This is a genomic window from Vibrio sp. 10N.286.52.C3 (assembly GCF_041468865.1).
GTDB lineage: Bacteria > Pseudomonadota > Gammaproteobacteria > Enterobacterales > Vibrionaceae > Vibrio > Vibrio crassostreae_C.
Genome location: NZ_JBFRJM010000061.1, coordinates 1 through 26,310, shown reverse-complemented (window position 1 = coordinate 26,310; position 26,310 = coordinate 1). Strand labels below are relative to the sequence as shown.

The 26,310-nt window shown below is 45.1% G+C and carries 30 protein-coding genes; 22 read left to right on the top strand and 8 right to left on the bottom strand.

From position 1 onward, the window contains the following. Position 1 precedes the first annotated feature (1 nt). The 3 genes from flgB to AB4138_RS18910 form a co-directional block, all read right to left on the bottom strand. Positions 2-397, bottom strand: coding sequence for a flagellar basal body rod protein FlgB (flgB, locus tag AB4138_RS18920; RefSeq protein WP_004736175.1), 396 nt, complete (start codon positions 395-397; stop codon positions 2-4). 255 nt (positions 398-652) lie between these two features. Then, positions 653-1,480 (bottom strand): protein-glutamate O-methyltransferase, encoded by an 828-nt coding sequence (locus AB4138_RS18915; RefSeq protein WP_004736174.1) that lies wholly within the window; start codon positions 1,478-1,480, stop codon positions 653-655. A gap of 11 nt (positions 1,481-1,491) precedes the next feature. After that, positions 1,492-2,418, bottom strand: coding sequence for a chemotaxis protein CheV (locus AB4138_RS18910; RefSeq protein ID WP_017066180.1), 927 nt, complete (start codon positions 2,416-2,418; stop codon positions 1,492-1,494). A 77-nt stretch (positions 2,419-2,495) separates the two neighbouring features. Here AB4138_RS18910 and flgA point away from each other — a divergent pair, with 77 nt between their 5' ends. The 3 genes from flgA (at position 2,496) to AB4138_RS18895 (ending at position 4,230) form a co-directional block, all read left to right on the top strand. After that, complete coding sequence (gene flgA / locus AB4138_RS18905; protein WP_017064135.1) at positions 2,496-3,242, top strand: flagellar basal body P-ring formation chaperone FlgA; 747 nt, start codon at positions 2,496-2,498, stop codon at positions 3,240-3,242. A 178-nt stretch (positions 3,243-3,420) separates the two neighbouring features. Next, positions 3,421-3,738 (top strand): flagellar biosynthesis anti-sigma factor FlgM, encoded by a 318-nt coding sequence (flgM, locus tag AB4138_RS18900; protein ID WP_017062263.1) that lies wholly within the window; start codon positions 3,421-3,423, stop codon positions 3,736-3,738. A 66-nt stretch (positions 3,739-3,804) separates the two neighbouring features. Beyond that, a complete protein-coding gene (locus AB4138_RS18895) occupies positions 3,805-4,230 on the top strand; it encodes a flagella synthesis protein FlgN (RefSeq protein ID WP_017062264.1) in 426 nt (141 codons plus the stop codon). 240 nt (positions 4,231-4,470) lie between these two features. Here AB4138_RS18895 and flgP read toward each other — a convergent pair whose 3' ends face one another. Both flgP and AB4138_RS18885 read right to left on the bottom strand, forming a co-directional pair. Next, positions 4,471-4,902 (bottom strand): flagellar assembly lipoprotein FlgP, encoded by a 432-nt coding sequence (gene flgP / locus AB4138_RS18890; RefSeq protein ID WP_016791311.1) that lies wholly within the window; start codon positions 4,900-4,902, stop codon positions 4,471-4,473. A gap of 9 nt (positions 4,903-4,911) precedes the next feature. Further along, a complete protein-coding gene (locus AB4138_RS18885; protein WP_017064137.1) occupies positions 4,912-5,547 on the bottom strand; it encodes a FlgO family outer membrane protein in 636 nt (211 codons plus the stop codon). Positions 5,548-5,739: 192 nt separating this feature from the next. Between AB4138_RS18885 and AB4138_RS18880 the strand changes: the two genes are divergently transcribed. Both AB4138_RS18880 and AB4138_RS18875 read left to right on the top strand, forming a co-directional pair. Continuing rightward, positions 5,740-6,873, top strand: a complete 1,134-nt coding sequence (locus AB4138_RS18880; RefSeq protein ID WP_017062267.1) for a flagellar assembly protein FlgT — start codon at positions 5,740-5,742, stop codon at positions 6,871-6,873. Positions 6,874-7,013: 140 nt separating this feature from the next. Continuing rightward, complete coding sequence (locus AB4138_RS18875; RefSeq protein ID WP_017062268.1) at positions 7,014-7,520, top strand: hypothetical protein; 507 nt, start codon at positions 7,014-7,016, stop codon at positions 7,518-7,520. Positions 7,521-7,648: 128 nt separating this feature from the next. Here AB4138_RS18875 and AB4138_RS18870 read toward each other — a convergent pair whose 3' ends face one another. Genes AB4138_RS18870 through AB4138_RS18860 form a run of 3 tightly spaced genes read right to left on the bottom strand, consistent with a single transcriptional unit; the run spans position 7,649 to position 10,405 of the window. Next, positions 7,649-8,890, bottom strand: a complete 1,242-nt coding sequence (locus AB4138_RS18870; RefSeq protein WP_372307275.1) for an NAD(P)/FAD-dependent oxidoreductase — start codon at positions 8,888-8,890, stop codon at positions 7,649-7,651. Between the two features lie 23 nt (positions 8,891-8,913). Further along, on the bottom strand, positions 8,914-9,987 hold the full coding sequence (locus AB4138_RS18865; protein WP_017062270.1) for a methyltransferase: 1,074 nt from the start codon (positions 9,985-9,987) through the stop codon (positions 8,914-8,916). A gap of 28 nt (positions 9,988-10,015) precedes the next feature. After that, the gene (locus AB4138_RS18860) at positions 10,016-10,405 is read right to left on the bottom strand and encodes a hypothetical protein (RefSeq protein WP_017062271.1); all 390 of its coding nucleotides are present in this window, start codon (positions 10,403-10,405) and stop codon (positions 10,016-10,018) included. 72 nt (positions 10,406-10,477) lie between these two features. Between AB4138_RS18860 and AB4138_RS18855 the strand changes: the two genes are divergently transcribed. From AB4138_RS18855 to AB4138_RS18775, 17 genes are all read left to right on the top strand, one after another. Further along, complete coding sequence (locus tag AB4138_RS18855; RefSeq protein ID WP_170967444.1) at positions 10,478-11,224, top strand: beta-ketoacyl synthase chain length factor; 747 nt, start codon at positions 10,478-10,480, stop codon at positions 11,222-11,224. Next, positions 11,224-11,994 carry a 1-acyl-sn-glycerol-3-phosphate acyltransferase gene (locus AB4138_RS18850; protein WP_017062273.1) on the top strand — a complete coding sequence of 257 codons (771 nt, stop codon included), beginning with the start codon at positions 11,224-11,226 and terminating at the stop codon, positions 11,992-11,994. Before AB4138_RS18855 ends, AB4138_RS18850 begins: the two co-directional genes overlap by 1 nt. 105 nt (positions 11,995-12,099) lie before the next feature. Beyond that, complete coding sequence (locus AB4138_RS18845; protein ID WP_004736154.1) at positions 12,100-12,360, top strand: phosphopantetheine-binding protein; 261 nt, start codon at positions 12,100-12,102, stop codon at positions 12,358-12,360. Positions 12,361-12,370: 10 nt separating this feature from the next. Next, the gene (locus AB4138_RS18840) at positions 12,371-12,628 is read left to right on the top strand and encodes an acyl carrier protein (protein WP_004739745.1); all 258 of its coding nucleotides are present in this window, start codon (positions 12,371-12,373) and stop codon (positions 12,626-12,628) included. Then, positions 12,628-13,185 (top strand): septation protein IspZ, encoded by a 558-nt coding sequence (locus AB4138_RS18835; protein ID WP_017062274.1) that lies wholly within the window; start codon positions 12,628-12,630, stop codon positions 13,183-13,185. Before AB4138_RS18840 ends, AB4138_RS18835 begins: the two co-directional genes overlap by 1 nt. A gap of 6 nt (positions 13,186-13,191) precedes the next feature. Beyond that, entirely contained in the window at positions 13,192-14,580 is a 1,389-nt protein-coding gene (locus tag AB4138_RS18830; protein ID WP_372307272.1) for an AMP-binding protein, read from the top strand. Positions 14,581-14,668: 88 nt separating this feature from the next. After that, the gene (locus AB4138_RS18825; protein WP_017062276.1) at positions 14,669-15,031 is read left to right on the top strand and encodes a 3-hydroxyacyl-ACP dehydratase; all 363 of its coding nucleotides are present in this window, start codon (positions 14,669-14,671) and stop codon (positions 15,029-15,031) included. Beyond that, positions 15,024-16,823, top strand: a complete 1,800-nt coding sequence (locus AB4138_RS18820) for a glycosyltransferase (RefSeq protein ID WP_372307269.1) — start codon at positions 15,024-15,026, stop codon at positions 16,821-16,823. The genes AB4138_RS18825 and AB4138_RS18820 overlap by 8 nt, the downstream gene beginning before the upstream one ends. Next, entirely contained in the window at positions 16,801-18,348 is a 1,548-nt protein-coding gene (hutH, locus tag AB4138_RS18815) for a histidine ammonia-lyase (protein WP_017062278.1), read from the top strand. Before AB4138_RS18820 ends, hutH begins: the two co-directional genes overlap by 23 nt. 39 nt (positions 18,349-18,387) lie before the next feature. Beyond that, positions 18,388-18,891, top strand: coding sequence for a thioesterase family protein (locus AB4138_RS18810; RefSeq protein ID WP_017062279.1), 504 nt, complete (start codon positions 18,388-18,390; stop codon positions 18,889-18,891). Then, the gene (locus AB4138_RS18805) at positions 18,878-19,558 is read left to right on the top strand and encodes an outer membrane lipoprotein carrier protein LolA (RefSeq protein WP_017064143.1); all 681 of its coding nucleotides are present in this window, start codon (positions 18,878-18,880) and stop codon (positions 19,556-19,558) included. The genes AB4138_RS18810 and AB4138_RS18805 overlap by 14 nt, the downstream gene beginning before the upstream one ends. Next, positions 19,530-21,902 (top strand): MMPL family transporter, encoded by a 2,373-nt coding sequence (locus AB4138_RS18800; RefSeq protein ID WP_372307266.1) that lies wholly within the window; start codon positions 19,530-19,532, stop codon positions 21,900-21,902. Before AB4138_RS18805 ends, AB4138_RS18800 begins: the two co-directional genes overlap by 29 nt. Next, entirely contained in the window at positions 21,899-22,522 is a 624-nt protein-coding gene (locus AB4138_RS18795; RefSeq protein WP_029235193.1) for a DUF3261 domain-containing protein, read from the top strand. Before AB4138_RS18800 ends, AB4138_RS18795 begins: the two co-directional genes overlap by 4 nt. Before the next feature lie 5 nt (positions 22,523-22,527). Next, a complete protein-coding gene (locus tag AB4138_RS18790) occupies positions 22,528-23,727 on the top strand; it encodes a beta-ketoacyl-[acyl-carrier-protein] synthase family protein (protein WP_017062283.1) in 1,200 nt (399 codons plus the stop codon). Next, positions 23,720-24,184, top strand: coding sequence for a hotdog family protein (locus AB4138_RS18785; RefSeq protein WP_017062284.1), 465 nt, complete (start codon positions 23,720-23,722; stop codon positions 24,182-24,184). The genes AB4138_RS18790 and AB4138_RS18785 overlap by 8 nt, the downstream gene beginning before the upstream one ends. Continuing rightward, the gene (locus AB4138_RS18780) at positions 24,181-24,906 is read left to right on the top strand and encodes a 3-ketoacyl-ACP reductase FabG2 (protein WP_017062285.1); all 726 of its coding nucleotides are present in this window, start codon (positions 24,181-24,183) and stop codon (positions 24,904-24,906) included. Before AB4138_RS18785 ends, AB4138_RS18780 begins: the two co-directional genes overlap by 4 nt. Continuing rightward, a complete protein-coding gene (locus AB4138_RS18775) occupies positions 24,903-26,126 on the top strand; it encodes a beta-ketoacyl-ACP synthase (protein WP_017062286.1) in 1,224 nt (407 codons plus the stop codon). Before AB4138_RS18780 ends, AB4138_RS18775 begins: the two co-directional genes overlap by 4 nt. Positions 26,127-26,310 lie beyond the last annotated feature (184 nt).

The window sequence follows — 26,310 nt, the reverse complement described above, 5'->3', positions numbered from 1 at the left end:
ATTATTCCCCTTTAATCGCTTTAGTTAAATTCTTGAACTTACTTCCTAAGAAGTCGAGAGAGGCTTGATGCCTAATTTGGTTTTGCATGAAAAGGTTTCTTTCCAAATCCAAATCAACCGTGTTGCCATCTCCTGTATCAGGTTGGGTAGGAATGCGATACTTCGTTTCCCCGTTCACCGTTGTTGAGGCAGAAATGTGCCGACCATCTGTACGGCTAAGACCAATGCTTGCCCCAGAACTTGCCGCTTGCAGTGATTTCTTAAAGTCTAATCCCTTTGCTTTATACCCAGGCGTGTTTGCTTGCGCGATATTGGTGGAAAGCACCTCAGCGTTACGCTCACGTACACCAACTGTGTGCTGGTGAATGCCCAAAGCATTGTCAAAAGAAATAGCCATGTAAACCTCAACTCAAGAACTGACTGTTATGAAATAACCAAAGCAATATATATACCAACTTTTGAAACAAGGCGGTCTATCAATGCTTTTACAGGTTACTCGTGGGTAAACTTGCAATAAACAAGCCAAAAAATAGAGTAAATTGGAATGTCACTCTGACTTAAAGATATAGCTTAAGCAGGAAAAAGAAAACCCAGCACTTGGCTGGGTTTTAAATTTAGACGGTAACCTTACACCTAATATCGGTGCCGCTCGTTACTTTAATTTGTAGATGATGCCTGGATTACAGCGAACCATTTCAAAACGATCGGTTAAGCCTGTTAACGATTCAGACGCGCCCAATAGTAAGTACCCACCAGGGTTCAGGCTATTTGCCATCTGGTTAAGTACCTTTGACTTCATATCAGGCGAGAAGTAAATCAGCACGTTACGACAGAAAATAATGTCGAACTTGCCTAACAATGCATAGCTGTCCATCAGGTTCTGAGGGCGGAAGTTCACCATGCGCTTGACGTTATCTTTCACTTTCATACGGCCATCGCCCGCATCTTCAAAGAAAGTACGACGGCGCTCTGGAGAAAGTCCACGTCCCAATGCAAGGTTGTCGTAAGCGCCAGTGCGGCACATATCCAACATACTTGCTGAGATGTCAGTTGCGGTAATCGATACATTTGGCAGCATACCTGGCTTACGAGCTTGAGTTTCAAGAATCGTCATTGCCATTGAGTATGCTTCTTGGCCTGAAGAGCTTGCCGCAGACCAAATCTTAATAGGACGTTTATTTGCCGCTATTTCCGGTAGAAGCTTATCCGCAAGCACAGCAAACGGGTAAGTATCACGGAACCAAAGTGTCTCGTTCGTCGTCATGGCATCGACAGCAGCCACACGCAGCTCACGGTTTCGACCTGTTACTACATCTCTCAACAAATCAGACAAAGAAGCTAACTTAAACTTCGTTACTAATGGGCTTAGACGACTGCGCACTAAATACTGCTTGCTGTCACCTAATACAATGCCACATTGAGATTCTAAGAAACGGCTGAAATCGCGATACTCTTGATCACTTATTGTTATAGCAGTCATTAATGTCTCTTTTAGTTAGTTAACGCAGCTTTTACAGCTGCACCAAGCTCATCTGGGTTGAATTTAGCGATGAAGGAGTTAGCTCCAACACGCTCAACCATGGCTTGGTTAAATACACCACTCAACGATGAGTGTAAAATTACGTATAAATCTTTAAGTTCGGCGTGACGACGAATCTCAGCAGTCAGCGTGTATCCATCCATTTCTGGCATTTCGATATCAGAAATCACCAATGAAATCTGATCGTAAATACTGCCTTCTGATGACATCTGTATCAGCTTCTCGTAGGCTTCTTTACCATCCTTCACCGAGATAACTTCAAAACCAATCGACTCAATAGCACGTTGAACCTGCTTACGAGCAACGGTCGAGTCATCAGCAATCAAGATGCGGCGAACCAGTTCTTTCTCTTGTTCTACTTTCGCAATATCTTCAGCAATCTTGCTGTCCATTGTTTCATCAACAGGAGAAATTTCTGCAAGGATCTTCTCAACATCAAGAATTTCTACCAATTCATTATCAATGTTGGTTACCGCTGTCAGGTAGTTAGCTCTACCTGCGCCATCTGGCGGCGGAAGAATCGATTCCCAGTGCATGTTAATAATGCGCTCAACTGAACTTACCAAGAAACCTTGAATGGTTCGGTTAAACTCAGAGATAACCACAAAACACTTTTCAATATCCGTTGTAGGACGGCCACCAATCGCTAAGCTCAAGTCGATCACAGAGATCGTTTGGCCACGAATGTGTGCTACACCTTTAACCAGTGGGTTCAAGTTTGGCATCTTTGTCAGCTTAGGGCATTGCAGCACTTCTTTTACTTTAAAGACATTAATGCCGTAACGCTGACGCCCCATTAGGCGAAAGGTTAGTAATTCTAATCGGTTTTGACCGACGAGTTGCGTACGCTGATTCACCGAATCAAGAATACCCGTCATGAGCTCATCTCCATATCAAACTTTTTTGTATAAAAAGTGTTAGTCTACTGCAGGCTACGAACCACCAGAGAAACGGAATGACGTATTATAAAACAAATTTGCCACCTCTTTCCATAGCAATGTGTAGAGCTACTTTTAAAACTGTCGCTAAGTTTATCGGCATTTTATCAATATTGTTTAGTTTTTTTGTACAAGCTGCGACCCCAGAACAAATTGAGATGATTCAGTCTGCAGCGGAGCAACATATCCTTGATACAGTTGAGCAGCCACAAGGTGGCGAACTCTTTGTTAATTCAGCAAATGTTGACTCAAGAATCAAAGCGACAGACTGCCCAGTGCCTTTAGAGACCAGCGCTTCAACGACCACCAATACCCGCAGCAGTATTACGGTTTTAGTGCAATGTGTTCCTGATGAGTGGCGAGTTTATGTACCGGTGCGCCTTTCGATGTCGGTGCCTCTTGTCACCACCACTCGCTCACTCGCGAGAGGCGAAATCGTCGGTCAATACGATGTCACCACCGCTATGATTTCTCTTAACAAGTTTCGTCGCCAAGGTTTCACAGCTCCACATCAGGTCATCGGCGCTAAGGTAAAAAAGAACCTAAGACCGGGCGATGTTGTAGAAAGAGGTGATATCTGTGTCGTCTGCCGAAACGAGAAGGTTATCATACAGGCAGTAAAAGGTGGCATGACCATTACCACCAAAGGGACTGCGCTTACCGATGGCTCTATGGGTGATCAAGTAAGAGTGAAAAATGACAAATCACAGCGTATAATTGAAGGAATTGTTACCAGCATGTCTGAAGTCACAGTTTACTTTTAACTCTTTACTTCTAAATTGACGGTATCGTTAGCGATTTCACTCTCTACTCTAACGCCAAATGTGACGGCGGCGGTGTTTTGTCGCTTTTCGACTATTGAGCTAAAAATTGCTAAAGTATTCGAACCCTTGGTCGATATTGACTGTACAGGTTCCCATTTTTGAAGAAAAAGGCTTAACTATGGCAGGCATTGATAATATTCGTTCAGGGCAAACCCTAACGACCACTAACCGATCAGCAGTACGCTCTGATTCTAGTTCTGAGGCATCACGTTCTGATGTATCAACTAAATCACCAGCAAGCAAAGATGCGGTTTCACTTAGCCAACAAGGCAAAGCGATTGGTCAGCTCCACCAAGATATGGCAGCACAACCAAGCTTTGATTCTGTGAAAGTAGCAGCGATCAAAGAAGCGATTGCGAACGGTTCATACACTGTTGATCCAGAAAAACTGGCAGACAACATGATCAAGTTCGAAGATGAATTAAAAGGTCTTTAAGCCAACACTCACTTTTGATTGAAGTGATTGTCTTAAAGCATACGAGGTTATGAATAGGTTTACGTTATGGCGGCACTAGCAGATTTAGTTAATTTTCAACTTCAAAATGCCAAAGCCTTATCTGAATTATTAAGTTCAGAGAAAACCGCTATTACGAGCCGACAATCAAACGATATTGAGCGAATCGCCAAAGAAAAAGTAGTCCTTGTTGAACAATTAAGATCAACCGATCAGCGAATCGCGACCCATACCAATATCTCAGAACTGACCGAGAATCCTGAACTTGCTCAGTTAGTCACAAAGATCCAGTCGATAGTGCACGATTGCCAGCAAGCGAACCTTGTTAATGGCGAAGCCTTGAATCGAGCACACCTTAGCTTCAAAAAACTCAGCAATATGATGCAGCAAAGCCACGGTAAAATTGGCATGACCTACAATGCCGGTGGTCAAACGCATACTATTTCCACGCTGGGAACCAACGTAAAAGCCTAGTTAAGCTACCTCTTCAACAACACTCCTACTTAAGTCTGTATCTCAGGCTATTTCTGTCGTTGTTCTTTATCAAAATTTCTAATCAGCCTTTGAACACCCTGACAAAATCGATAAACAAAAAAGCGGCAAGTATTTTCATACTTGCCGCTTTTACATCCATATTAGTTATTGGTTGCCGATATGCCATCTGGAAAGCGAGTAGCAACCAATATCACTGAATATTCAATTCGAACACCGAAATTAGAACAGTGTTTGTTGTCTCTTCTCAGGTACTGCCTGAACTTCACCGTAGTTACGTAGCTGATCCATCTTGCGAATATCCAACTGAAGCTCTGTTACGTAGCTATCACCCACAGGGTAACTGCGCACCACTTCTGCGCCACGGATAACACCATCAACCGCACCTGACGTACGCTCTGTACCAAGCCGTTGATCTTCAAGTTCTGCTCGACCGCTTACTCGCATGCCGTAAACCTGTTCAGCAAGCTCACGATAAGCATCGATCTTAGAGGCTCTCATCGCGCGGATACGTCTCTCTTCGTCGTTACGACCTTTCTGCTCACTGATACTCGCATAGCCAACAGCCACTAAGAAATCATCAGGTCTCATGCTCTGCAATGGCTGACAGCCAACAAGCAATAAAGCGGCAACAACAAACATTAACTTCTTCATCTCGAACTCCTAAGGGCGAAGAATAACAGTATAAGGCTGACTGATCGTTGGATCGGAACGAATGATCACGCCATCTTGAGTTCGAATACTGTTGAGAGTATCTAGGTCACGGCCAATACGGTCTGCAGGTAAGAAGCCTTGTGCCGTCGCCACTACAATTCGAGTTTGCATGCCAACAACGCGAGCATTTACTAGTACACCGCCTTCTTGGCGAAGCATGGTGCCTGTCAGTACATACTGTACGTCTTGCTCTTGAGCTAAGTCTTTCCAATCGCGGCTCAACGCAAAGTCACCTTGGTGAGTCACTTGGATAGAGCCAGTAGTTTTAAAATCAACCACCTTGAAGCCACGACGCTGAAACTGATGAATGAAGCCTTCTGATACCGAGTTGCCTAGCCAGTTCGTTGTGTCCATGTGCTGCAGGTCCACAAACGAAGTAATTGCTATTGGCGTTCTCGCTGAAATACTTGTATTCGAAATGATCAAATCTTCAGTCATACTTTCCACAAAAAAATCCATGGTATGACGAGGGCTGTCCATCAACATAAACTGACTGCCTGAATATTCAGACTTGCCGTTATAGATCGGCGAATAAGCGCATGATGTCAGTAACATGACACTCATTACTACGAGCCATTTTTTCATTCTCTAATCTCCAGATAGTTTTAGTGCCACCTGTTCCAATATGTTCTCACCATTATTCTTTTCAATGGATTACAATGTTGGAACAGTCTTTGCTTTTCATTAATGGTTCAGATTAAGAAAAACGCACTTAAGTCAGCTTCAAGCTTATAGTTATTTGTTAAGCAATATTTATACCCAACTGGTAACGAATAGATGAAAAAAATAATTTCTTACTTATTTTCAATAAGTTCACTGATAACCATAAGCTTCAGTGCTCATGCCTCTTGGTATGAGGTTACCGGTACCGCAGCCATCGTATCGTCAGAGGAAACGGCAAGGGTCCATGCTCTGGAAGACGCGGTATATAAAGCGATCCAGTTCTCAGGAGCCGACATTGGTAGCATTGCCAACCTCACGCCCTACCTCGACGCAAACAAAAAAGAGTTTCAATTTACCAATCATGAAGTGCGCTACATCTTGGTAGAAAAAGAGAAAAAACGCAGTGGCAATATAATGATCACCGCAAGGATCGATATCTATCCTTCGGCAAATGCTTGCCATGAGAGCCAATATAAGAAGACATTTTTGGTCGGCAACATCGATGTGACTTCCCCACAGCAAGCTGTAATGGGCAGAATCTATAACATCGGTGATGATTTTGGTCATGTCGTAGATCGACAGCTGGCGCAAGAGTCTCGCAGCTTTGTTTCCGTTGGCACGACCAATTACGACATCGACAAACGTCGACCTGAAGTGATCAAGATGATCGCCCAAGACACTGGCGCACAATACATCATTGGTGGCGACATTACCGATTTAACCGCGACCATCGAGTCCAAGCTTTTGAAAGACGACATCATCAATCGTCAGTTTGCGTTAGAGATGCAAGTCTTCGATGGTAAAACAGGACATCAGGTTTACAACCGTAGCTATCGTGAAGTGGCAAAGTGGCCATTTGCTAAGACCAGTGAAGTCGACACCCGCAGTGCTCGTTTCTGGGCATCAACCTACGGCAGTATGATGCTGCGTGTTAGCCGCAATATTATGTTGGACTTGGAATCTGAAGTGTCATGTAAGATCACGCTTCCAGAGGTGGCAGCGGTATTTGGTAACACGGTGACCATTGATTTAGGTCGAATGCATGGTGTTCAACAAGGTGACAAACTGCAACTGTGGCACACAGGTTCGTTTATCGACCAACGCGGCTTGCCACGTAATAAGGTATCTCAAAGCGATATCACACTGACCGTTTCTCGCGTTTATGAAAACGAAGCAGAACTGACGATCGACCAACCAAGCCTTGCTGGAAGCATTCAAATTGGTGATGTGATGCAGAAAATCATGTAGTTAGCGACACGCCCGCCTCACAGTTTCTAATAAAGCCTTAGCACTTTTGTTAAGGCTTTATTTTTTTTCATGGGTATTAGTTTCGGTTTTGCAGTATTTGGCGTAATCTTATTAATAACATAATCATCACTTAGCAAACTATGAGTCAGAATAATCTAATTGGTGCTACCGGTTACCGCTTTATCTCGAAAGGTAAAACCGCTTTTAAGATCCACATTCATACTCCCGAAGATACGGTGTTGCATCGGTCGGTCGGTTTTGTTCGTATGGGTGAAGACAAAGCACTGAAGAAAACCATTAAATTAAGAGATGAACTGGGCAGACAGCTATGGGGCAAATTTTGGCCCAAAGTCCTCAAAGAGCCCTACCTGATGACGCGCCTGCCTCATAGTTTAGAACCCAAAATTGTATTCAAGCCAAATCCAACTCAGAGTGATCCTGAGCACCGCGACGAGTGCTACATCGCTAAGTGGCGCGTCTTCTCTGAGAATGGTGACTACAAGTACAAAACCAAGGTATGTTCAATCAGAAAGCACGGCCGACTTGCAGCTTATAGCCAAACCAAACGTGCGCTGCTTGATGCTCACAAAGACGTAATTGATCTACTTATATTTATGGGACGATTGAACAGCATCGACTTAAAATAGGCTTAAATCCGATTAAGCTGACCGCCCATATTTTTCAGATACAAAAACAGCCGCACATTGCGGCTGTTTTTAATTTATGACGATCCATCGTGGCAATTTAGAGTATTGCTACATACAAAATCGATTACCTAGTTTCGGCATATCTCAGCCAGTGTCGCCAATCGGCGCTTAGACTCTTTCACATAAGGGTTGGCTTGATCCCATGCGTAACCCGCCAGAATTGAGCACACCATCTGCTTAATCTTTGGATTTGGATCTTGATAGAAAATCACATCCTGCAAAGTACCTGAGTACCACCCCTCAACATACGTTCTAAAGGTGTTTACACCAACCATCAAAGGAGCGGCATAATCGCGTTCCCAATCTACCTTCTCACCGTTAAGTTGCTTTTCGACACACTCAACCGCAAACTGTGCCGACTTCATCGCAATCGTCACGCCTGACGAGAACACCGGGTCAAGGAACTCGCCGGCATTGCCAAGCAACGCGTACTTATCCGTCGCCAAATGTTTTACATTGGCAGAATAGCCACCAATTTCACCCGCAGGGTTTGGATACTCGGCGCTTGCCAGTATCTCAGCCAAGCCCGGCTCTTCCGCTGCCAGCTGTTTAATTGCAGCAATCTTGTCTTCTGGATAGGACTCAAAGAACTTAGGCTCTCCTACGACACCAAACGAAGAGACACCGTTACTAAACGGGATCAACCAATACCAAACATCAGGGTTGGTTGGATGCACAGAGATAAGAATTTTATTTCGGTCATATTCAAGATCGGTATCCACCTCTGCAATATGATCGTTAATGTGCGTAAAAATAGCTTTGCGTGGAGGGAGCGATGACGGCTCTGCCAAGTTAAGCATTTTTGGTAGCACTCGACCAAAACCACTGCCATCCAGAACGTATTGCGCTTCTATCTGATAACGCTCTCCACCCAGCACTTGTACATCTAAAATGGTGCTGTCGTCGGTGAAATTAATGCCCATTAACTCATGTTGGTAATCAATGAAGACACCCTGCGCCTCAGCCGTATCTGCCAAAACCTGATCAAAGGCACCTCGCTGAACCTGAAACGTAGTTCCAGGGCCAGAAGAGAACTTGTCTTCAAAATTAAACGCCGTATAAACGCCATTTTTGCGAAAGGCAGCGCCATCTTTGTATTGGAAGTTAGCGTTGATCACTGCGTCAGTCATCCCAGCCTGTTCAATCACTTCCATACAAGCTGGTAATAGGCTTTCACCAATAGAAAAGCGAGGGAATACGCTCTTTTCAATCACTCGAACATCGATGCCTTTTTTATGAAGTAAAGACGCAGCAATAGACCCTGATGGCCCAGCTCCGATGATCACCACTTGAGTTGATAGTTTTTTCATTATTTAAGCCATGTTTGTTATTTTTATTGCGCGCCAGCTTTCAATTCTAGAAGCGTGTGACCAAGACCGATATCGTCGGTACGCGTTACCACTTCAAAGCCCGCTTCTTCAACAATCTCTAAGAAATCTTCACTGCGGTAAAAACGACTGTTGCCATTGGCCAAGCAGGTAAAGTAGAGAGACGTCGCGTTTAAGCTATAAGAAGCCGCATCGTATTTCTGTGAATCCCAAAACAGTTCAAGGATATAGACAGTCGCATCTTCTGACATATGAGAGCGAACGCGCTTTAATATGCTCAGAATCTCCATTGGCGAGAAACAATCAAGGAACTGACTCATCCACCAAACATCCGCGCCCGTTGGCAGAGTTTGCTGTTTATCGAGCATATTCGCTGGGAATGGCGTGACTCGCTCTTGATGACCATGCTTTGCCGCGTTTGCCATTGCCATTTCTAGCTGCTGTGGCAAATCAACAATCGTCACCTCAACGTCCGCATCATGGTTGCAGCATTGCATCGCCCACTTACCCGTGTTGCCGCCGATATCCACCAGCGACTTAGGTTTCTTGCTGAAGACTTTTTCAAGTAACACAGGGAACGAGCGATCCGAATAGAAGTGATCAAACTTGAACCAACTCTCTTTTGCTTTTTCTGGCAATTGAGACAAGCCTTGGTAAATGGTTTCCCAATCACCCAACTCTTTCAAGCCTGCAGGTGTGCCTTCTTCAATCGCTTCTGTTAGATGCATCATCGCGGCATAACAAACATCGGCTGTGAAATCCATGTTTGCGTTAGTCATACCATCATGCAGAAGGTAGAAACCAAGGTTAGCCATTTTGTAGTTAGGCTTTTCCCAAGTCACAATATGAGCACTTAACGCCATATCGAGCAGGACTTTCACGCCGTACTCAGAGACACCGGTCGATTCAGAGATAGACTCTGCTGGTAAACCCTCGTTGCCCGCGTCATCTAACGCTTTCAAAATGCCTAAATCACGAAGTGTACGAGCAGTATGAAAAACAATCGGAGCGAAAGACAATTTCTGCGCTTCTGTTTTTGCTTCTAATGCGTTGAATGGATCTAATTTATATTCCGACACGAAAAACCTAACTTTAAATAATAGAGAGTTACTCAGCTGCCATTTGCGCAAGCTTACGTTTAATATCAACGTTTAAGTTATTAACCCAACGGTTGTAATTACGGTGTATTTCACCATCGTCGTACTTCAAATTCTCTGATTCAACGTAAAGAATAGAGTAAAACTTATCACTATAAGGAATTTCAACCACAGCGTGGTGCGAACGAACATACAATTCAGCGCGGATCAAACCAGGCTTTATTTCTGAAACCAACCAGCCTCGATTTTCAGCAGATTCAGAAATAGCTGATTTAACCTGTTTACTTTGAAGATTCAGTGCAACTGGAGTATCCTCAACATTCATTACAGGTTGGACGCGTCCACATCCTGCAAGAACGAATATGAATAACATTGAAACTGCTATTTTTAGTAATTTCATTTAAATTCCTTATCTGTGTTTATTTATAAGCGCGCATAGTATTTAGTTAGACTCAAAGCAAATCAATACTCTATGTCAAATCAATCCCAATTAATGTCGTTTAATATTGAGAAATGGTCTGCAAATTCAGCGGGGCTCAATTCTGTTGCCCAATGGCAAGCGTGGAGCACTAATTTAGATTGGCCACAAGATGGCTCAACTGAATTTAAAGCTATTCCTCCAATGATGCGCCGCCGAATGAGTGTGCAAAGCAAACTTGCTGTCCAAACCGCGTTAACCCTATTAAAAGACACCTCGATTGATTATCTGGTCTTTGCTAGCCGACATGGTGAGTTGCATCGAACCGCCACTTTGATTCAGTCGATATTAGAAGGTGACGATGCCTCACCAATGGCGTTCTCGCAGTCGGTACATAATACCGCAGCTGGTCTAACCACCATTGCCGCCAAAGCACCGATTCCACTGACTTCAATAGCCGCAGGGCAAGATACTTTCCATAACGCTCTGATCGAAGCTTATCTTTACCTTCATCAATATCCGTCGCATCGAGTGTTAGTTATCGATTTCGACCAACCTCTGCCCGAGCTCTACCAAGAGTACGAAACACAGAACTTTGCTGATTATGCGCTGGGCTTAGTGCTCACCGCTGGCAGTGAATACTCTATTACTAGGACAGTAGAGACCAACCAAGCACCTTCCGTGTTACCACAAGGGTTACAAACGCTCCAACATATCTTATTAGGTACAAATAGGTGGGCTATTGCTGGCAAGCACCAAACTTGGTCTTGGGTAAATAACACCGAGACAGGTACAGCGTAATGAGCAGAGTAGACCAGTATTGGCGAGTATTCGCGACAGGCCTCTGCTTTACCATCTTTGGTTTGGGTGGCTTAGTATTGAGCTTCTTAATCTTACCGACTATCGCGCTAACCAATCCCAATACCATTAAAAGAGAGCTTAAAGCACAGCGATTAATCCGTTTCTCATTCAATGCGTTTTGCCAGATCATGAAGTTCACCGGAGCAATCGATTACCGAATTGATGGTGCAGAACTACTGCGTAACGACCGTAACTGCATTATCGTCGCCAACCACCCAAGTTTGATTGACTATGTGCTGATCGCCTCTCAACTTCCTCAATGTGATTGCCTCGTCAAAGCGGCCATTTGGGAAAACCCTTTTATGAAAAGGATTGTCAAAGCGGCAGGTTATATACCGAACCAAGCCCCTGACGATCTTTTAGAGCGCTGTGAAGAACGCTTCTCACGTGGCAATGTCATGCTGATTTTTCCCGAAGGAACTCGCACAACGCCAGGAATTGAACCATCCTTACAGCGTGGGGCGGCACAAATCGCGACTCGAACACAAACCGATTTACGCGTGATTCATATTACGGTTTCTCCGACATTCTTAACGAAAGAGAAAAAATGGTATCAAGTTCCTGCGTCGAAGCCCTTTTTTCATGTCGCGGTGAAAGGTAAAATAGAAGTCGAACCATTTATTGAAGGCTCAAATAATTTAACTTCGGCAGCAAGGCGCCTTAATCATCATCTTGCACAAACAATTTTCCCTTCCGAAGAAAACATTTAGCGTATCAATAACATAACAGGCGATATCGGCATTTCGAAAATACCTCATATAATGTAGAATCGCCCCCTTAAAGCAGCATTCAGATAAAGCATTAAGTAGGCCAAAGTGGAAACATTACACAACGAACTGAAACAACTGATCATCGACGCATTGAACCTTGAAGACATGAGCATTGATGAGATTGAAACGGAAGCTCCACTATTTGGTGATGGACTTGGACTAGACTCTATCGATGCCCTTGAGCTTGGCCTTGCTATCAAGAAAAAGTACAACATTGTTATCGATGCAGATGATTCAAACACTCGACAGCACTTTGCGTCAGTTGAAAATCTAGCGAACTACATCTCTTCTCAAACGAATAACTAGACAGATCTTTATGACACAAGCTAACCAACAAGAAGTATACAACCAGGTTAAAGATGCGCTTATTGAGCTGTTCGAGCTTGACGCTGAAGATATCACCCCTGAAGCTCATCTCTATCTTGATCTAGACCTAGACAGCATTGATGCCGTTGATTTGGTCGTTCACCTACAGAACGTCACAGGTAAGAAGATAAAACCTGAAGAGTTCAAAGCAGTGCGCACCGTTAATGACGTTGTCGAATCTGTGGTTGAACTATTGAAGGACGCCTAATGCGTCCTCTGCTGACTTTACTGTCGGCAATTATACTTTTCACTTATCCAATAGCGGTTTACTTTGGACTCAACAAGTTTGGCTTACAAACCGTTGGTATTGCCTTAGCCGCTATCTTTGCTGTACGCATTTTCACCGGCGGTCAGGCTAAAATCAAAGAGCTAAAACACCTAGCTTGGATCAGTGGAAGTGCCGGTATTGTTCTGCTGGCTTTAGGCTTAGCCTTTAAGCAACACGGCTGGCTAACCTATTATCCCGTTATCGTTAATGTTTGTATGCTGGTTGTATTCGCTTCGAGCCTATGGCAACCACAAACGATTATCGAACGTCTTGCTCGCCTTCAAGAGCCTGAACTTCCGCAAAGTGGCGTTGATTACACACGAAAAGTCACCAAAGTGTGGTGCTTGTTCTTTGTTATCAATGGCTCTATTGCCCTTTACACCTGCTTCCAACCGCTAGAAGTATGGACCCTATACAATGGCTTACTCAGCTATCTGTTTGCAGGGTTACTCTTTGCAGGAGAGTGGGTAGTAAGACAGCGCATTCGTCAGAGTTAAATTGTTATGACCCAAACCGTATCTTACACCTCGTTGTCTGAGCTTCTTAGCCAGGACAGAGCCCCTGAATCTATTGTCTGCTTTGACGACAATAGCGAGATTACGTGGCAAACATTTAACGACGACTTATCTCAACTCGTACAATTTTTGTCTTTATCCCCTTTTCAACGAATCGCGATTTGTACCCAAGACAGCTACCTATTTGCGGTGGCCTTTTTGGCATGTACAGCAGCCAACAAACACATCATCTTACCGGGCAACTACCAGCCATGTGCGCTTGCTGAGTTAAGTAAGCAGTTTGATTGCCTGCTAGTTGATAACTCGATTGGCGAAGTTGAGGTGAATGACGTTCGTAATATCCAAACCTTATTGGATTCAAACACTGAAGCACAAAAACCTCTAACCGAGAATCTTACGACCATTGATTTGGCAACAGTCCCATTAACTCTGTTCACTTCAGGTTCAAGTGGCACGCCAAAAGCGATAGATAAAACGTTAGAGCACCTCGATATTGAGACCGCTCAGTTACACAAGAACTGGGGTGAGTTACTCAAGGGAAACCAAATCCAAAGCACAGTTTCTCATCAACATATCTATGGTTTGATGTTTAGAATCTTATGGCCACTATGCTCTGGTGTTCCATTTGCTCGACACAACCTTGAATACCCAGAACAGATCTTATCTCACGCAAATCAAAACTGTGTACTGATCAGCAGCCCAGCGCTACTTAAACGATTAAAGCATGAGACCAACAAGGTACAACTTGCAGGAATCTTCTCTTCGGGTGGTCCATTGCCTACCGAGTCGGCTCACCAGTCACGAGATCTGCTTGGTCATTTACCGATTGAAGTCTTTGGTAGCACAGAAACCGGTGGCATCGCATTTCGTCAGCAAGAGAGCGCTCAAACGCCTTGGCAGCTTTTTGCCTGTATTGAGGCTAGTCTCAACAGTGAGAATTGCATTAAGTTATTGTCGCCGTACATCGATAAGAATAACTGGTATCAAACCTGTGATGAGTGCGAGATGGTCTCGGAGAATCAATTCATATTGAAGGGCCGAACGGACCGAGTGATCAAGATAGAAGAAAAGCGAGTATCACTGGTTGAAGTGGAAAAGCGACTGGAGCAACTGCCTTGGATAAGTGAGTGCGTGGTTATTCCATTTGAGGAGCCTGAGCGATTAATATTAGCCTCTGTTTTGGTATTATCAGATGAAGGCCAAGCCGCTCTATCGACCATGAGCAAAGGTAAATTCTGGTTGATGCTGCGTACAGAACTCAGAAAGTGGTTAGAGCCAATCGCAATCCCGAGAAAATACCGTGTTGTCGATGAGATCCCCCTCAACAGCCAAGGTAAGCGATTAACATCTCACATAGAACAGCTAATAAAATCATAGAAACCGCTGATCGTATTTTACACTGAGATTATCTTTTTATATTTTTGTCAAAGAACCAATATTTGCCCAAGGATTCTAAGCACGCCCTATGGATAAAAGAAAACCAAACATCATTGCTGTAGACACGGTAGAAAATGAATCGACCCTGACACTTCATGTTAGCGGAGATATCACCGACTTTAATGGGCACTTCAAGAGCTTCCCTATTCTACCTGGCGTCACGCAAATTGATTGGGCACTTCACTACGCAGTCCAAGAGTTAGGCGTTCCTGGTTTCTTTAAAGGAATGGAAGTCATTAAGTTCCAAGAGCCTATCCTGCCTGACGCTACAATCCAGCTATCACTCAAATGGGATGCTGACAAAGACAAGCTGAGCTTTAGTTACACATCAAACAACGGTGAACAGACCCACTCTTCAGGCAAAATGAAGCTGGGAGAAAAAAGTGAATAGCGCTCCCGTCGAGGCTACTTCTCAACACCACACAAAAGAAAGCAGCTACAAGGCTTGCTTCCTTATCCCGTGCTTTAACCATGGCGCAACCATGCCGGCTGTGGTGTCGTCACTTCATCATTTTGAGTTACCGATCATCATCGTTGACGATGGCAGTGAACTCACAACAAAACAGTTTCTGTCTCCCCTAGCAGAGAATTCAAACGTAACCTTGGTGACGCTTGAACAGAACCAAGGTAAAGGCGGCGCAGTAAAAGCCGGAATCAAAAAAGCGCAGCAACTAGGCTTTAGCCACGCTATTCAGATAGATGCTGATGGGCAACACGACCTGGAAGCCTTGCCAACATTGATTGAGGCCTCACAAGCTAAGCCACAACGTCTGATATCAGGCCAGCCAATCTACGACGACAGCGTACCCAAAGCAAGGCTCTATGGGCGCTACGCGACACATATCTGGGTATGGATAGAAACCCTTTCTTTATCAATTAAAGACAGCATGTGTGGCTTTAGAGCGTATCCTATCAACCAAACTCAAACTGTGTTGAATAAGTACGATGTTGGTTCGAGAATGGACTTCGATATCGAGATTTTGGTTCGCCTGTATTGGGAAGGTTGCGACATAGACTTCGTTGAAACGCGCGTTATCTATCCTGAGAACGGCATCTCTCATTTCGATGCGTTGTGGGATAACGTCAAAATCAGTTGGATGCATACACGTCTATTCTTCAGCATGCTGCCAAGAGCACCAAAACTGATTGCTCGCCATTTCAAATCCGATTCAGCTGATAATAACCCAAATTTATCGACTGATTCAGAGCCGCAAGCTTCTGAACAACCACACTGGTCCCGCACTCAAGAACGCGGCACAGTGCTGGGCATCAAACTGTTATTGGCTGTTTATACCTTGTTAGGCCGAGGCGTATTTAATCTTATTTTACGCTGTGTGATGCGTTACTACCATCTAACGGGCAAACGTGCACGAAACGCCTCAGAACAGTACCTATTTCAACTTAAGGCATACGCTGAACAACAGAATATTGAGTTACCCGCTGAATTAACCAGTTATAACCACCTGCTCTCGTTTGGCCATACCATGCTAGATAAGTTAGCGGCATGGAAAGGCGATTTCTCGGTAGATAACCTGACGATTCATGGCCAAGACCAATTCGAAAGCATGGTGGAAAACCAACAAGGTGTGCTAATCCTTGGATCTCACCTTGGCAATATTGAGCTGTGCCGAGCTTTAGGTCGCAGACACTCGAACATCAAAATCAACGCCCTGGTTTTTACAGAACACGCCGAACGTTTTAATTCCGTGATGAAAGCGGTTAACCCGCAGTCTGATTTAAATCTGATTCAGGTGACATCGATGGGGCCTGATACCGCTATCTTGTTACAACAGAAACTAGAGCAAGGCGAATGGATCGTGATTGTTGGCGATCGAACTTCCACCAGCAAAGAGAGCCGCTCAGTATGGGCTGAGTTCTTAGGTAAGGAAGCTCCATTCCCTCAAGGTCCATTTATGTTAGCCTCGGTTCTCAAAGCACCCGTATTTTTGCTGTTTGGGTTACGTGACGACTCACAATCTAAGCCGCATTTTAATGTCTATTTCGAGCATTTTAGCAACAAGATCGAGCTACCAAGAAAGGCTCGCGAACAATCTTTACAGCAAGTCGTGCAAAAATACGCAAATCGACTTCAGCACTACACACTGCAAGCACCGCTTCAGTGGTACAACTTTTTTAATTTTTGGACATTGAGCAAGCACCATGACGAAAAAGAATCCAAATAGCATCACCTTTGGTGCCGAGCGCCTCACGATTGAGGATGTTGTCGCTATCTCACAAGGCGCAAAAGCCTCGATGAACACAAGTGAAGCATTCACATCTAAGATCGACCGTGGTGTCGCTTTCTTAGAACGCCTATTGAAAGAAGAAGGTGTGATTTACGGTGTAACGACGGGTTACGGTGACTCATGTACGGTTGCGATTCCGCCAAACCTAGTTGACGAGCTACCACTGCATTTAACACGTTTTCACGGCTGTGGTTTAGGTGAAATATTGTCTCACGAACAAGCTCGTGCAGTCCTTGCAACTCGTCTTTGTTCGTTATCACAAGGTGTCTCTGGTGTGACTCACGATCTACTCAACCAGATCGTTACCCTAATCAACCAAGACATCTCACCACGCATTCCTCAAGAAGGATCGGTGGGTGCCAGTGGCGACTTAACACCTCTGTCTTACTTAGCCGCAGCACTGATTGGTGAGCGTGATGTAATCTACAAAGGTGAAGTGCGCCCAACCAGTGACGTCTACAAAGAGTTAGGAATTAGCCCTATCAAACTTAAGCCAAAAGAAGGCTTGGCGTTGATGAATGGTACGTCTGTAATGACGGCATTAGCTTGTATCGCTTACAAGCGTGCGGAATATCTAGCTCAGCTATCAACTAAGATCACCGCTATGGTATCAGTCGGTATGCACGGCAATGACTTCCATTTCGATGAAGCGCTGTTTGCAGTCAAACCTCATCCTGGTCAACAACAAGTTGCTGCATGGCTGCGTGATGATCTGCAAGCGGATCGCCCGCCACGTAACAGTGATCGCCTCCAAGATCGTTACTCTCTGCGCTGTGCTCCACATGTTATCGGCGTGGTTCAAGACTCTCTGCCTTGGCTACGCCAAATGATCGAGAACGAGCTAAACAGTGCCAACGACAACCCAATTATCGATGGTGATAATGAGCGCGTACTGCACGGTGGACACTTCTACGGTGGACACATTGCAATGGCGATGGATACGTTAAAAACTGCAGTTGCGAACCTTGCTGATCTGCTTGACCGTCAAATGGCTCAGCTGATGGACTACAAGTTCAACAACGGTTTGCCATTCAACCTAACGGGTGCTGAAGGCGAACGTAAGCCAATCAACCACGGCTTTAAAGCAGTACAGATTGGCGTTTCAGCTTGGACAGCAGAAGCATTGAAACACACCATGCCAGCAAGCGTATTCTCTCGCTCAACTGAGTGTCACAACCAAGATAAAGTGAGTATGGGCACCATCGCAGCTCGTGACTGTTTACGCGTTCTAGAGCTAACCGAACAAGTGGCAGCAGCGTCACTACTGGCGGGGACACAAGCACTCGAACTTCGTAAGCGCCACAATGAGCTTGATGAGCACCACATGAGTGAGAACCTCAAGCACATTCGCGACGAAGTGCTTAAGGAGTTTGAATTTATCGTAGAAGATCGACCACTTGAAGGCGATCTACGCCACTTCATTGCTCGTATTCAAAGTCAGCACTGGTCACTTTACTCATAAAGTAGCCAACCCTTTACGCAATATTGTTGAGAGCGATTTATGTCTGAAATCCTTCACCCATTACAATCTGAGGTGACGCTTATCACCTCATTCCAAGATGCCGACCCAATGGGCGTGATCTATCACGGCAACTACTTCCGATTCTTTGAAGAAGTTAGGCGCATCATGATGGATAAGATTGAGTACAACTACCATGAGATGAAGGATTCTGGCTACATGTGGCCTATCATCGATACCCGCGTGAAATACATTAAGGCGATACCGTTTAATCACAAGATTAAGGTAACGGCGAAACTCACCGAGTGGGAAAATCGCCTGCGCGTCGATTATGAAATTCATGATGCTCTAACCGGTGCTCGAATGACACGTGCTCACACCATGCAGGTTGCCGTCACCATCGAAGAACAAGAGATGTGCTTTGCCTCACCCAAAGTGTTTACTGACAAAGTCGAACACTGGCACCAATTTGGTTGCTTACCTCTAGCAACTGAACATCAAACACAAACCTCTAACCCACAGCAGGTGAACCATGAATCTGTTTAAACGCAGTCGCAAATACATCAATATCGCGCTAATTGGACTTACTGCGATGATGGCAAGCGGCCTTGTAAGCGCCAAAGAAAACTCTGCTGCTGTCAATTCTATTTCAGAGCTGCAGACGGTGCTCAGCGAAAATAGTATTGTGCGTGGTGAGTTCACTCAAACACGCAATATGGAGATGTTCGCCCAGCCTTTAACGTCACAAGGTACATTTCTGTTAGACAAATCAAGTGGCTTACTCTGGACACAAACCACTCCGTTTCCCGTGAACTTAGTGCTCACCGATAACAAACTGAGCCAAAGGTTTGCCGATCAACCCGCAAAAATCATCACCGACAAAGAAAATCCAATGGCGTTTTATTTCAGCCATATCTTCTTGTCAGTGTTTCATGGGGACACGCAAAAACTTCAGGAACAGTTCGCACTCAATTTTGAGCCCGCAACTAACACCAGCTCTGATGAAAATGTACAAGCATGGACACTGACTCTAAAGCCCAAAAATGCACCGATGAATGCGGTGTTTGAGGCTATCACGCTGCAAGGCAACAGCGATATTGAACGTATTGAGTTGAAAGAGATTCGTGGAGATAGCACAGTGATCGAATTCAGTCAGTTAAGCCATCTACCGGAAGTATTATCAGATGCTGAAGCGAAACAATTCCAACTCTAGTCTTGCCCTTGTTTGGCTTGTTGTTGTAATGCTGTTTAGCGGGTTGTTGACCAAACAATTCGCTTTTTCTTCGTCGGTACCGATTGAAAGCAACATTCTAAAGTTACTGCCCGAAAACCAGCAAGACCCAATGGTAGAGCAAGCCTTTCAGCAGATATCCAGCTCGATGAGCGAGCAAGTGGTATTTATCATAAGCGCTCCCGATATCGAACAAACCATGGTTGCGACCGACGCTTTTGAAAAAGCTCTCAACCAAAGAACTTTTTCAAGTCAGCCAACTCTGTTTAAGCAAGTTCAAGGTAAAATCAACGCCAGCACTCAAAGCCAGTGGAGCGATTTCTATTTTCGTCACCGATCTCAACTGCTGACCCAACAACAAAAAGAGACGCTGACACACTCGCCTGATTCGCGAGCTCAATATGTCATTCAGTCTCTGTACAATCCATTCTCAGGCGTCACTGCAGCAGAGTTATCTCTCGACCCATTCTTGTTATTTCGCGACTACATCAGTGCTATTGGCGTCCAATCAAGTAACTTTGTTCTGAAAGAGGGCTATCTCACGGCCCAGTCGAATGAGCAAACTCATATTTTAGTCACGGCTACTCTGGCGGACTCACCTTATAGCTTGGCGATTCAAGAACAACTTCCAGATCTTGATTCAATTGAGCGCGAGGTCGAAAAACAATTTGGCGTCAAGGTGCAGCATACTGGTGTGGTGTTCTACGCCAATTACGGTACCGAAAGCGCGAAATCAGAAATCAGTACCATTGGTTTGGGCTCATTGGCAGGCGTTATTTTATTGGTGTGGCTGACATTTCGTAGTGCGCTACCACTTGCCTTATCTTTACTCTCAATCAGTACAGGATTATTGGTTGCACTGGCAAGCACTGTCGCTATCTTTGGTAAGGTGCATCTATTCAGCTTGGTGTTTGGCGCTAGCTTGATTGGCGTATCCATCGATTACTCTTTTCACTATCTCACTGACCGTTTGGCCGCAGGAAGCCACTGGCAGAGCGATAAAGGCCTAAAGCATATTTTCATTGCCATCACTCTAGGTTTAATCACCAGCTTAATCGGATACTTAGGGCTACTGGTTGCGCCATTCCCAGGCTTGCAGCAACTGGCTCTGTTTTCGTCGATTGGACTGATCGCAGCTTACGCCAGTGTGGTGTGTTGGTATCCGGTTTTAGCGGCAAAACCAAGCCAAGAACGACCTCTTCCCTTATCGAAGCTTTGGCATACTTGGTTAAGCCTCTGGAGCAACCAAAAATTTAGAATTGGCTTACCATTAATAGTGACTGTCGTTAGTTTGATATCACTCAGCCAAATTCGCTACGACGACGATATTCGTCAACTTCAAGCGATGCCAGATCAACTCAAACAGCAAGAGCAAGCCATTACTGATATCTCAGGATTAGGCAGCGGTCAAAATATGCTGCTGGTGACCGCCAAGAGCGACCAAAAACTGCTAAAAAAACTGGCTGAGATCACCACGAGCTTAGATTCTTTGGTCGATAGCCAAGGTATCTCCGGATATCGCAGCATCAACCAACAATTGTTAAGCAAACAAGAACAGCATGATAACTATCAGTTGGTTGAACAACTCTATAGTCAACAAAGCCATATATTACAAAGCTCTCTCGGTTGGTCTACGTTTCCAGAACTACCAAAATTCGAACCAATCACGGTATCTGGATTTTTGGAGTCTCCAGTCTCAGAGCCTGTTCGACCACTTTGGTTAAAACCTATCGACGGGCAAGCAGCGTCGGTCATTTTGATAAAAGACGTCACTGATGCTGAGCTGTTCTCACAGTGGTTGGAGTCAGATTTTGCTCAGAAGCAAGGTGTGAAACACCTCAATAAAGCGGATGAAATCTCCTCTCTTTTTGCTGAGTACCGCGTCAAGATTACCGAGCTGTTATTGATAGCATTGGCAGCTATTGGCATGCTGTTAGGCTGGCGCTATGGTGTGAAGCAAAGCCTGTTAATGCTGTTGCCTTCATTGATTGCAGGCGTAGCAGGTTTGGCGGTCACGGGCATTTTAGGCTCGACACTGAACCTATTTAACCTGCTTGGTTTGATTCTGATTTTAGGGATTGGCATAGACTACACCCTGTTCTTTGCTGAGCAAAAGAAATCGCTGAGCACCTTATTAGCGATCACCTTGTCAGGTCTCACAACACTACTTTCATTCGGCTTACTGTCGCTGAGCCAGACTCATGCTATTCATAGCTTCGGGGTGACGGTTCTGACAGGGATCTTTGTCGCTTGGCTGCTTTCTCCACTCGCGATCAACAGTAGTAAAAACGTAGAAGGACCAATTACTCGAGAGGCTTTTAGATGATCCAGACATTAAAGGTAACCTTCGCCATACTAGTGGGCATTCTAATGAGTGCCTGCTCGATGGTTTCTCAGCAGCCAAGTGGTGCGAGCGTGTCTATCGATCAAGACACCGATCTAGCACTACCACTGCCAGCTGAACTGGGATACTCATTAACAGCCAGTCAGTTGATTAGCGCTACGTGGGAAAATGATACACAGCAGCTTCCGGTTCAAGTCGAAGTCACACCAGGTAAAGTGGTTTTGGCGGGGTTCTCCTCTTGGGGTACTCGCATTCTATCGCTGCAATACCAGAATCAAGTAATTGATACGCAGGTTTTGTCTGGGCTTGGCGCAACTTTGCCACAACCTGAACAGGTGCTATTTAATTTAATGCTTACCTTATGGCCGGCTGAAGCATGGGCTCAGCCTTTACAAAGCATAGGTTGGCACCTAGTCGATACCGACAAAACAAGAACCGTATTTGATGAAAACCAACAGGCAATCATTCAAATTGATTACCAAACAGATCCTGGTACACACAAAACGGCAGGCGACATTGTTTTCAAACATTTGACCCTGGGCTACAACATCACCATACAAACGTTGAACTCAACGATTGTCGACAATCCAAGTAAGAGTTGAACACTATGCCTATTTACATCCAAGACTGTGGTTTCCACTCAGCGCTAGGCTCAGAGATTGCCGATATTCATGGCTGTCTAAAAGACGAGCGTGAATCAAATATGGTCGAAGTGCACGATATGCTGAACGATGGTAAACACACTGTCGTTGGTCAGATCGCGGGTGAACTACCACCGATTCCTTCAGATCTTACGCAATACGCCACTCGCAACAATCAACTGGCGCTGTCGGCTCTTCACCAAATTGAAGATTCTATCGAGCAAGCCAAATCTCAGTTTGGCGCAGATAGAATTGCTGTTGTTATTGGCACCAGCACATCTGGGATCTCCGATGGTGAAGCAGTCTTCAAACAAAAATTGGCAAACGGCGAGTTTCCAGCAGATTACCATTACTCAAAACAAGAGCTTGGTGATACCTCAGAGTTCGTTAGCCAGTATTGCGCATTAACGGGGCCAAACTACGTCATATCTACGGCTTGCTCATCCAGTGGCCGCGTATTTCTGACCGCCCAGCGCTTATTAGATTCAGGTATGGCTGATGCCGTGTTAGTGGGTGGTGTGGATACATTGTGTAAGCTGACACTCAATGGTTTCCACGGTCTTGAAGCACTCTCAACAACACATTGTAAGCCATTTAGTGCAACCCGAGAAGGTATCAACATAGGAGAAGCAGCGGCATTTATGTTGCTCAGCAAAACAAAGTTAGCCGGTGTTAATGCAGCACAAGACACGTCAAACATTGCCTTATTGGGCTGTGGGGACAGCTCTGATGCACACCACATTTCAGCGCCTCACCCTGAAGGCAATGGTGCTGAACAAGCAATGAAAAAAGCGTTACATTCTGCACAGTTAAACGCAGAAGACATTGGTTATATCAATGCACATGGTACAGCAACGCCACTCAATGACTCGATGGAAAGTAAAGCCATTCATCGTATTTTTGCAAACAAGGTTCCCGTCAGTTCTACCAAACCGCTGACCGGGCATACTCTAGGCGCAGCAAGTGCGATTGAGGCTGCAATTGCGTGGCATATTTTGAAATATGACTTACCGCTTCCCTTACAAAAATGTCAGGATAAAGCTGAAGATATTGAGATTGATTTGGTAAACTGTTCACAGAAACTTAAAGCAAAGAACATCTTAAGCAACTCGTTTGCTTTTGGTGGCAACAACATTAGCCTGATTTTTGGTGTAGTAAATGACTGATATCCCTTCTGTAGACCAACTTCTCCCTCACGATGATCCGATGATATTAATCGATCGTGCTATCAGCGTAGAGGCGTTGTCGATCCACTGTCAGGTCGATATTGGTGACCATAATCTGTTCTTTGACGCCGAATCTCAAACGGTACCAGCATATGTTGGAATCGAGTTTATGGCGCAGTCTGTAGCGGCATGGTCTGGATATCACGCACTTAAAAACGGCACCACGCCCCCAATCGGATTCTTACTCGGCTCTCGTCGCTATAAATCACTGTGTGATGAGTTTACTCAAGGTCAGACCCTTGATATCTACGCCGAACAGATGATGGAAGACAGCGGTATGGCTGTGTTTACCGCAAGAGTCGAAGACCGAGGTGAGTTAGTGGCTCAATGCCAACTCAACGTCTACGTGCCGACCGAACAAAAATTACAAGAAATGAAAACTAGGAGCCCATCATGAGCCGTCAGGTTTTAGTCACTGGTGCCAGTAAAGGTATTGGTAAAGCGATCGCTATTCAACTCGCGAAAGACGGGTTTGAAATCGCCGTTCATTACATGGGTGACAAGCAAGGTGCTGAAGAGACGCTAAAGTCGATCACCGAACTGGGTGGCGCTGGACGTCTTATTCAATTTGATATCAGCAAACGAAGCGAGTGTCGCGAAAAGCTTGAGTCTGATATCGCTGAACATGGTGCTTACTATGGTGTAGTGAACAACGCGGGCATTACTCGTGACACTGCATTCCCCGCGATGACGGAAGAAGAGTGGGATGGTGTGATCCATACCAACCTAGATAGCTTCTACAACGTACTTCACCCTTGTGTAATGCCTATGGTTCAAAAGCGTAAAGGTGGCCGTATCGTCACTCTAGCGTCGGTATCCGGCATTATGGGTAACCGTGGTCAAACTAACTATGCTGCAGCAAAAGCGGGGGTGATTGGCGCAACTAAGTCTCTTGCTCTAGAACTCGCAAAACGCAAGATCACGGTAAACTGTGTCGCTCCTGGCTTAATTGACACAGGTATGGTTGACGAGCACGTGAAAGATCATGCACTTCCTCAAGTACCACTGCGCCGTATGGGTGAGCCGGAAGAAGTAGCCGGCCTAGTCAGCTACCTAATGTCTGATATTGCAGGCTACGTAACTCGCCAAGTGATTTCAGTAAATGGAGGCTTAGTATGACCCGCCGCGTTGTTGTAACTGGAATGTCTGGTGTTACTGCTTTTGGTAACGACTGGCAACAGATAGAGCCTAAGCTAAAGGCCTGTGAAAATGCGACTCAATATATGCCAAGCTTCGAGCAATATGATGGTCTCAACACAAAACTTGCCGCGCCTATTGATGACTTCCAACTGCCTAAACACTACAAGCGTAAGCAAGTGCGTGGCATGGGCCGTGTATCACGCCTAGCTACCGTTGCGACTGAGAATGCATTGGAGCAAGCCGGCTTAATTGGTCACGATGTATTGACCAATGGCGAAACTGGTATCGCTTACGGCTCTTCAACTGGCAGTACCGATGCGGTTGGTGCTTTCGGAGTAATGCTGAACGAGAAGTCGACACGAGCAATCACAGCAACCACTTACGTTCAAATGATGCCACACACAGCCGCGGTAAACGTAGGTCTGTTCTTTGGTCTGCGTGGCCGCGTGATTCCCACCAGCAGCGCCTGTACTTCAGGAAGCCAAGCCATTGGTTACGCCTATGAAGCGATCAAGCATGGTTACCAAACCGTAATGGTTGCCGGTGGTGGTGAAGAGTTATGCCCAACTGAGTCTGCCGTTTTCGATACCCTTTTCGCTACCAGTTTAAAAAACGACACACCCAAGAAATCCCCTAGCCCATACGACAGCGAGCGTGATGGCTTGGTTATCGGCGAAGGCGCTGGAACCCTGATCCTTGAAGAGTACGAACATGCTGTTGCTCGTGGCGCAAAGATCTACGCAGAAATCATAGGTTTTGCGAGCAACTGTGATGCGGCTCATGTGACTCAACCTCAGATGGAAACCATGCAAATCTGTATGGAGAAAGCATTGAGAGACGCACAACTTCCAGCTGAGAAGATTGGCTATGTTTCTGCGCACGGTACTGCGACTGAAAAAGGTGATATTGCAGAGAGTAACGCGACAGCGAATATCTTTGGTGAAGTACCAATCAGCTCTCTTAAGAGTTACTTTGGCCATACGCTTGGTGCATGTGGTGCAATTGAAGCGTGGCTCAGCCTAGAGATGATGCATAGCGGTTGGTTCAGCCCAACCCTAAACCTTAAGAATGTCGATGAACAGTGCGGCAAGCTCGATTACATCACGGGCTCAGGTCGCGAATTGGATGTTGAATACTTGATGAGCAACAACTTTGCTTTTGGTGGAATCAACACCTCTATCATCTTCAAGAAAGTCTAAGCTTAGCTACATAAAACGCTAAGTAAATAAAAAGGTTCATCGCGGATTAGCGGGAACTAAAAACAAAAACGGTAGTAAGTGATATGGTTTAGTCGCCAAACAAAAATCATACACAAACTACCGTTTTCATGCCGAATCATACTTTCCTATCTTCATTCTGGGAACAGGGCGCGAGCACACTTTG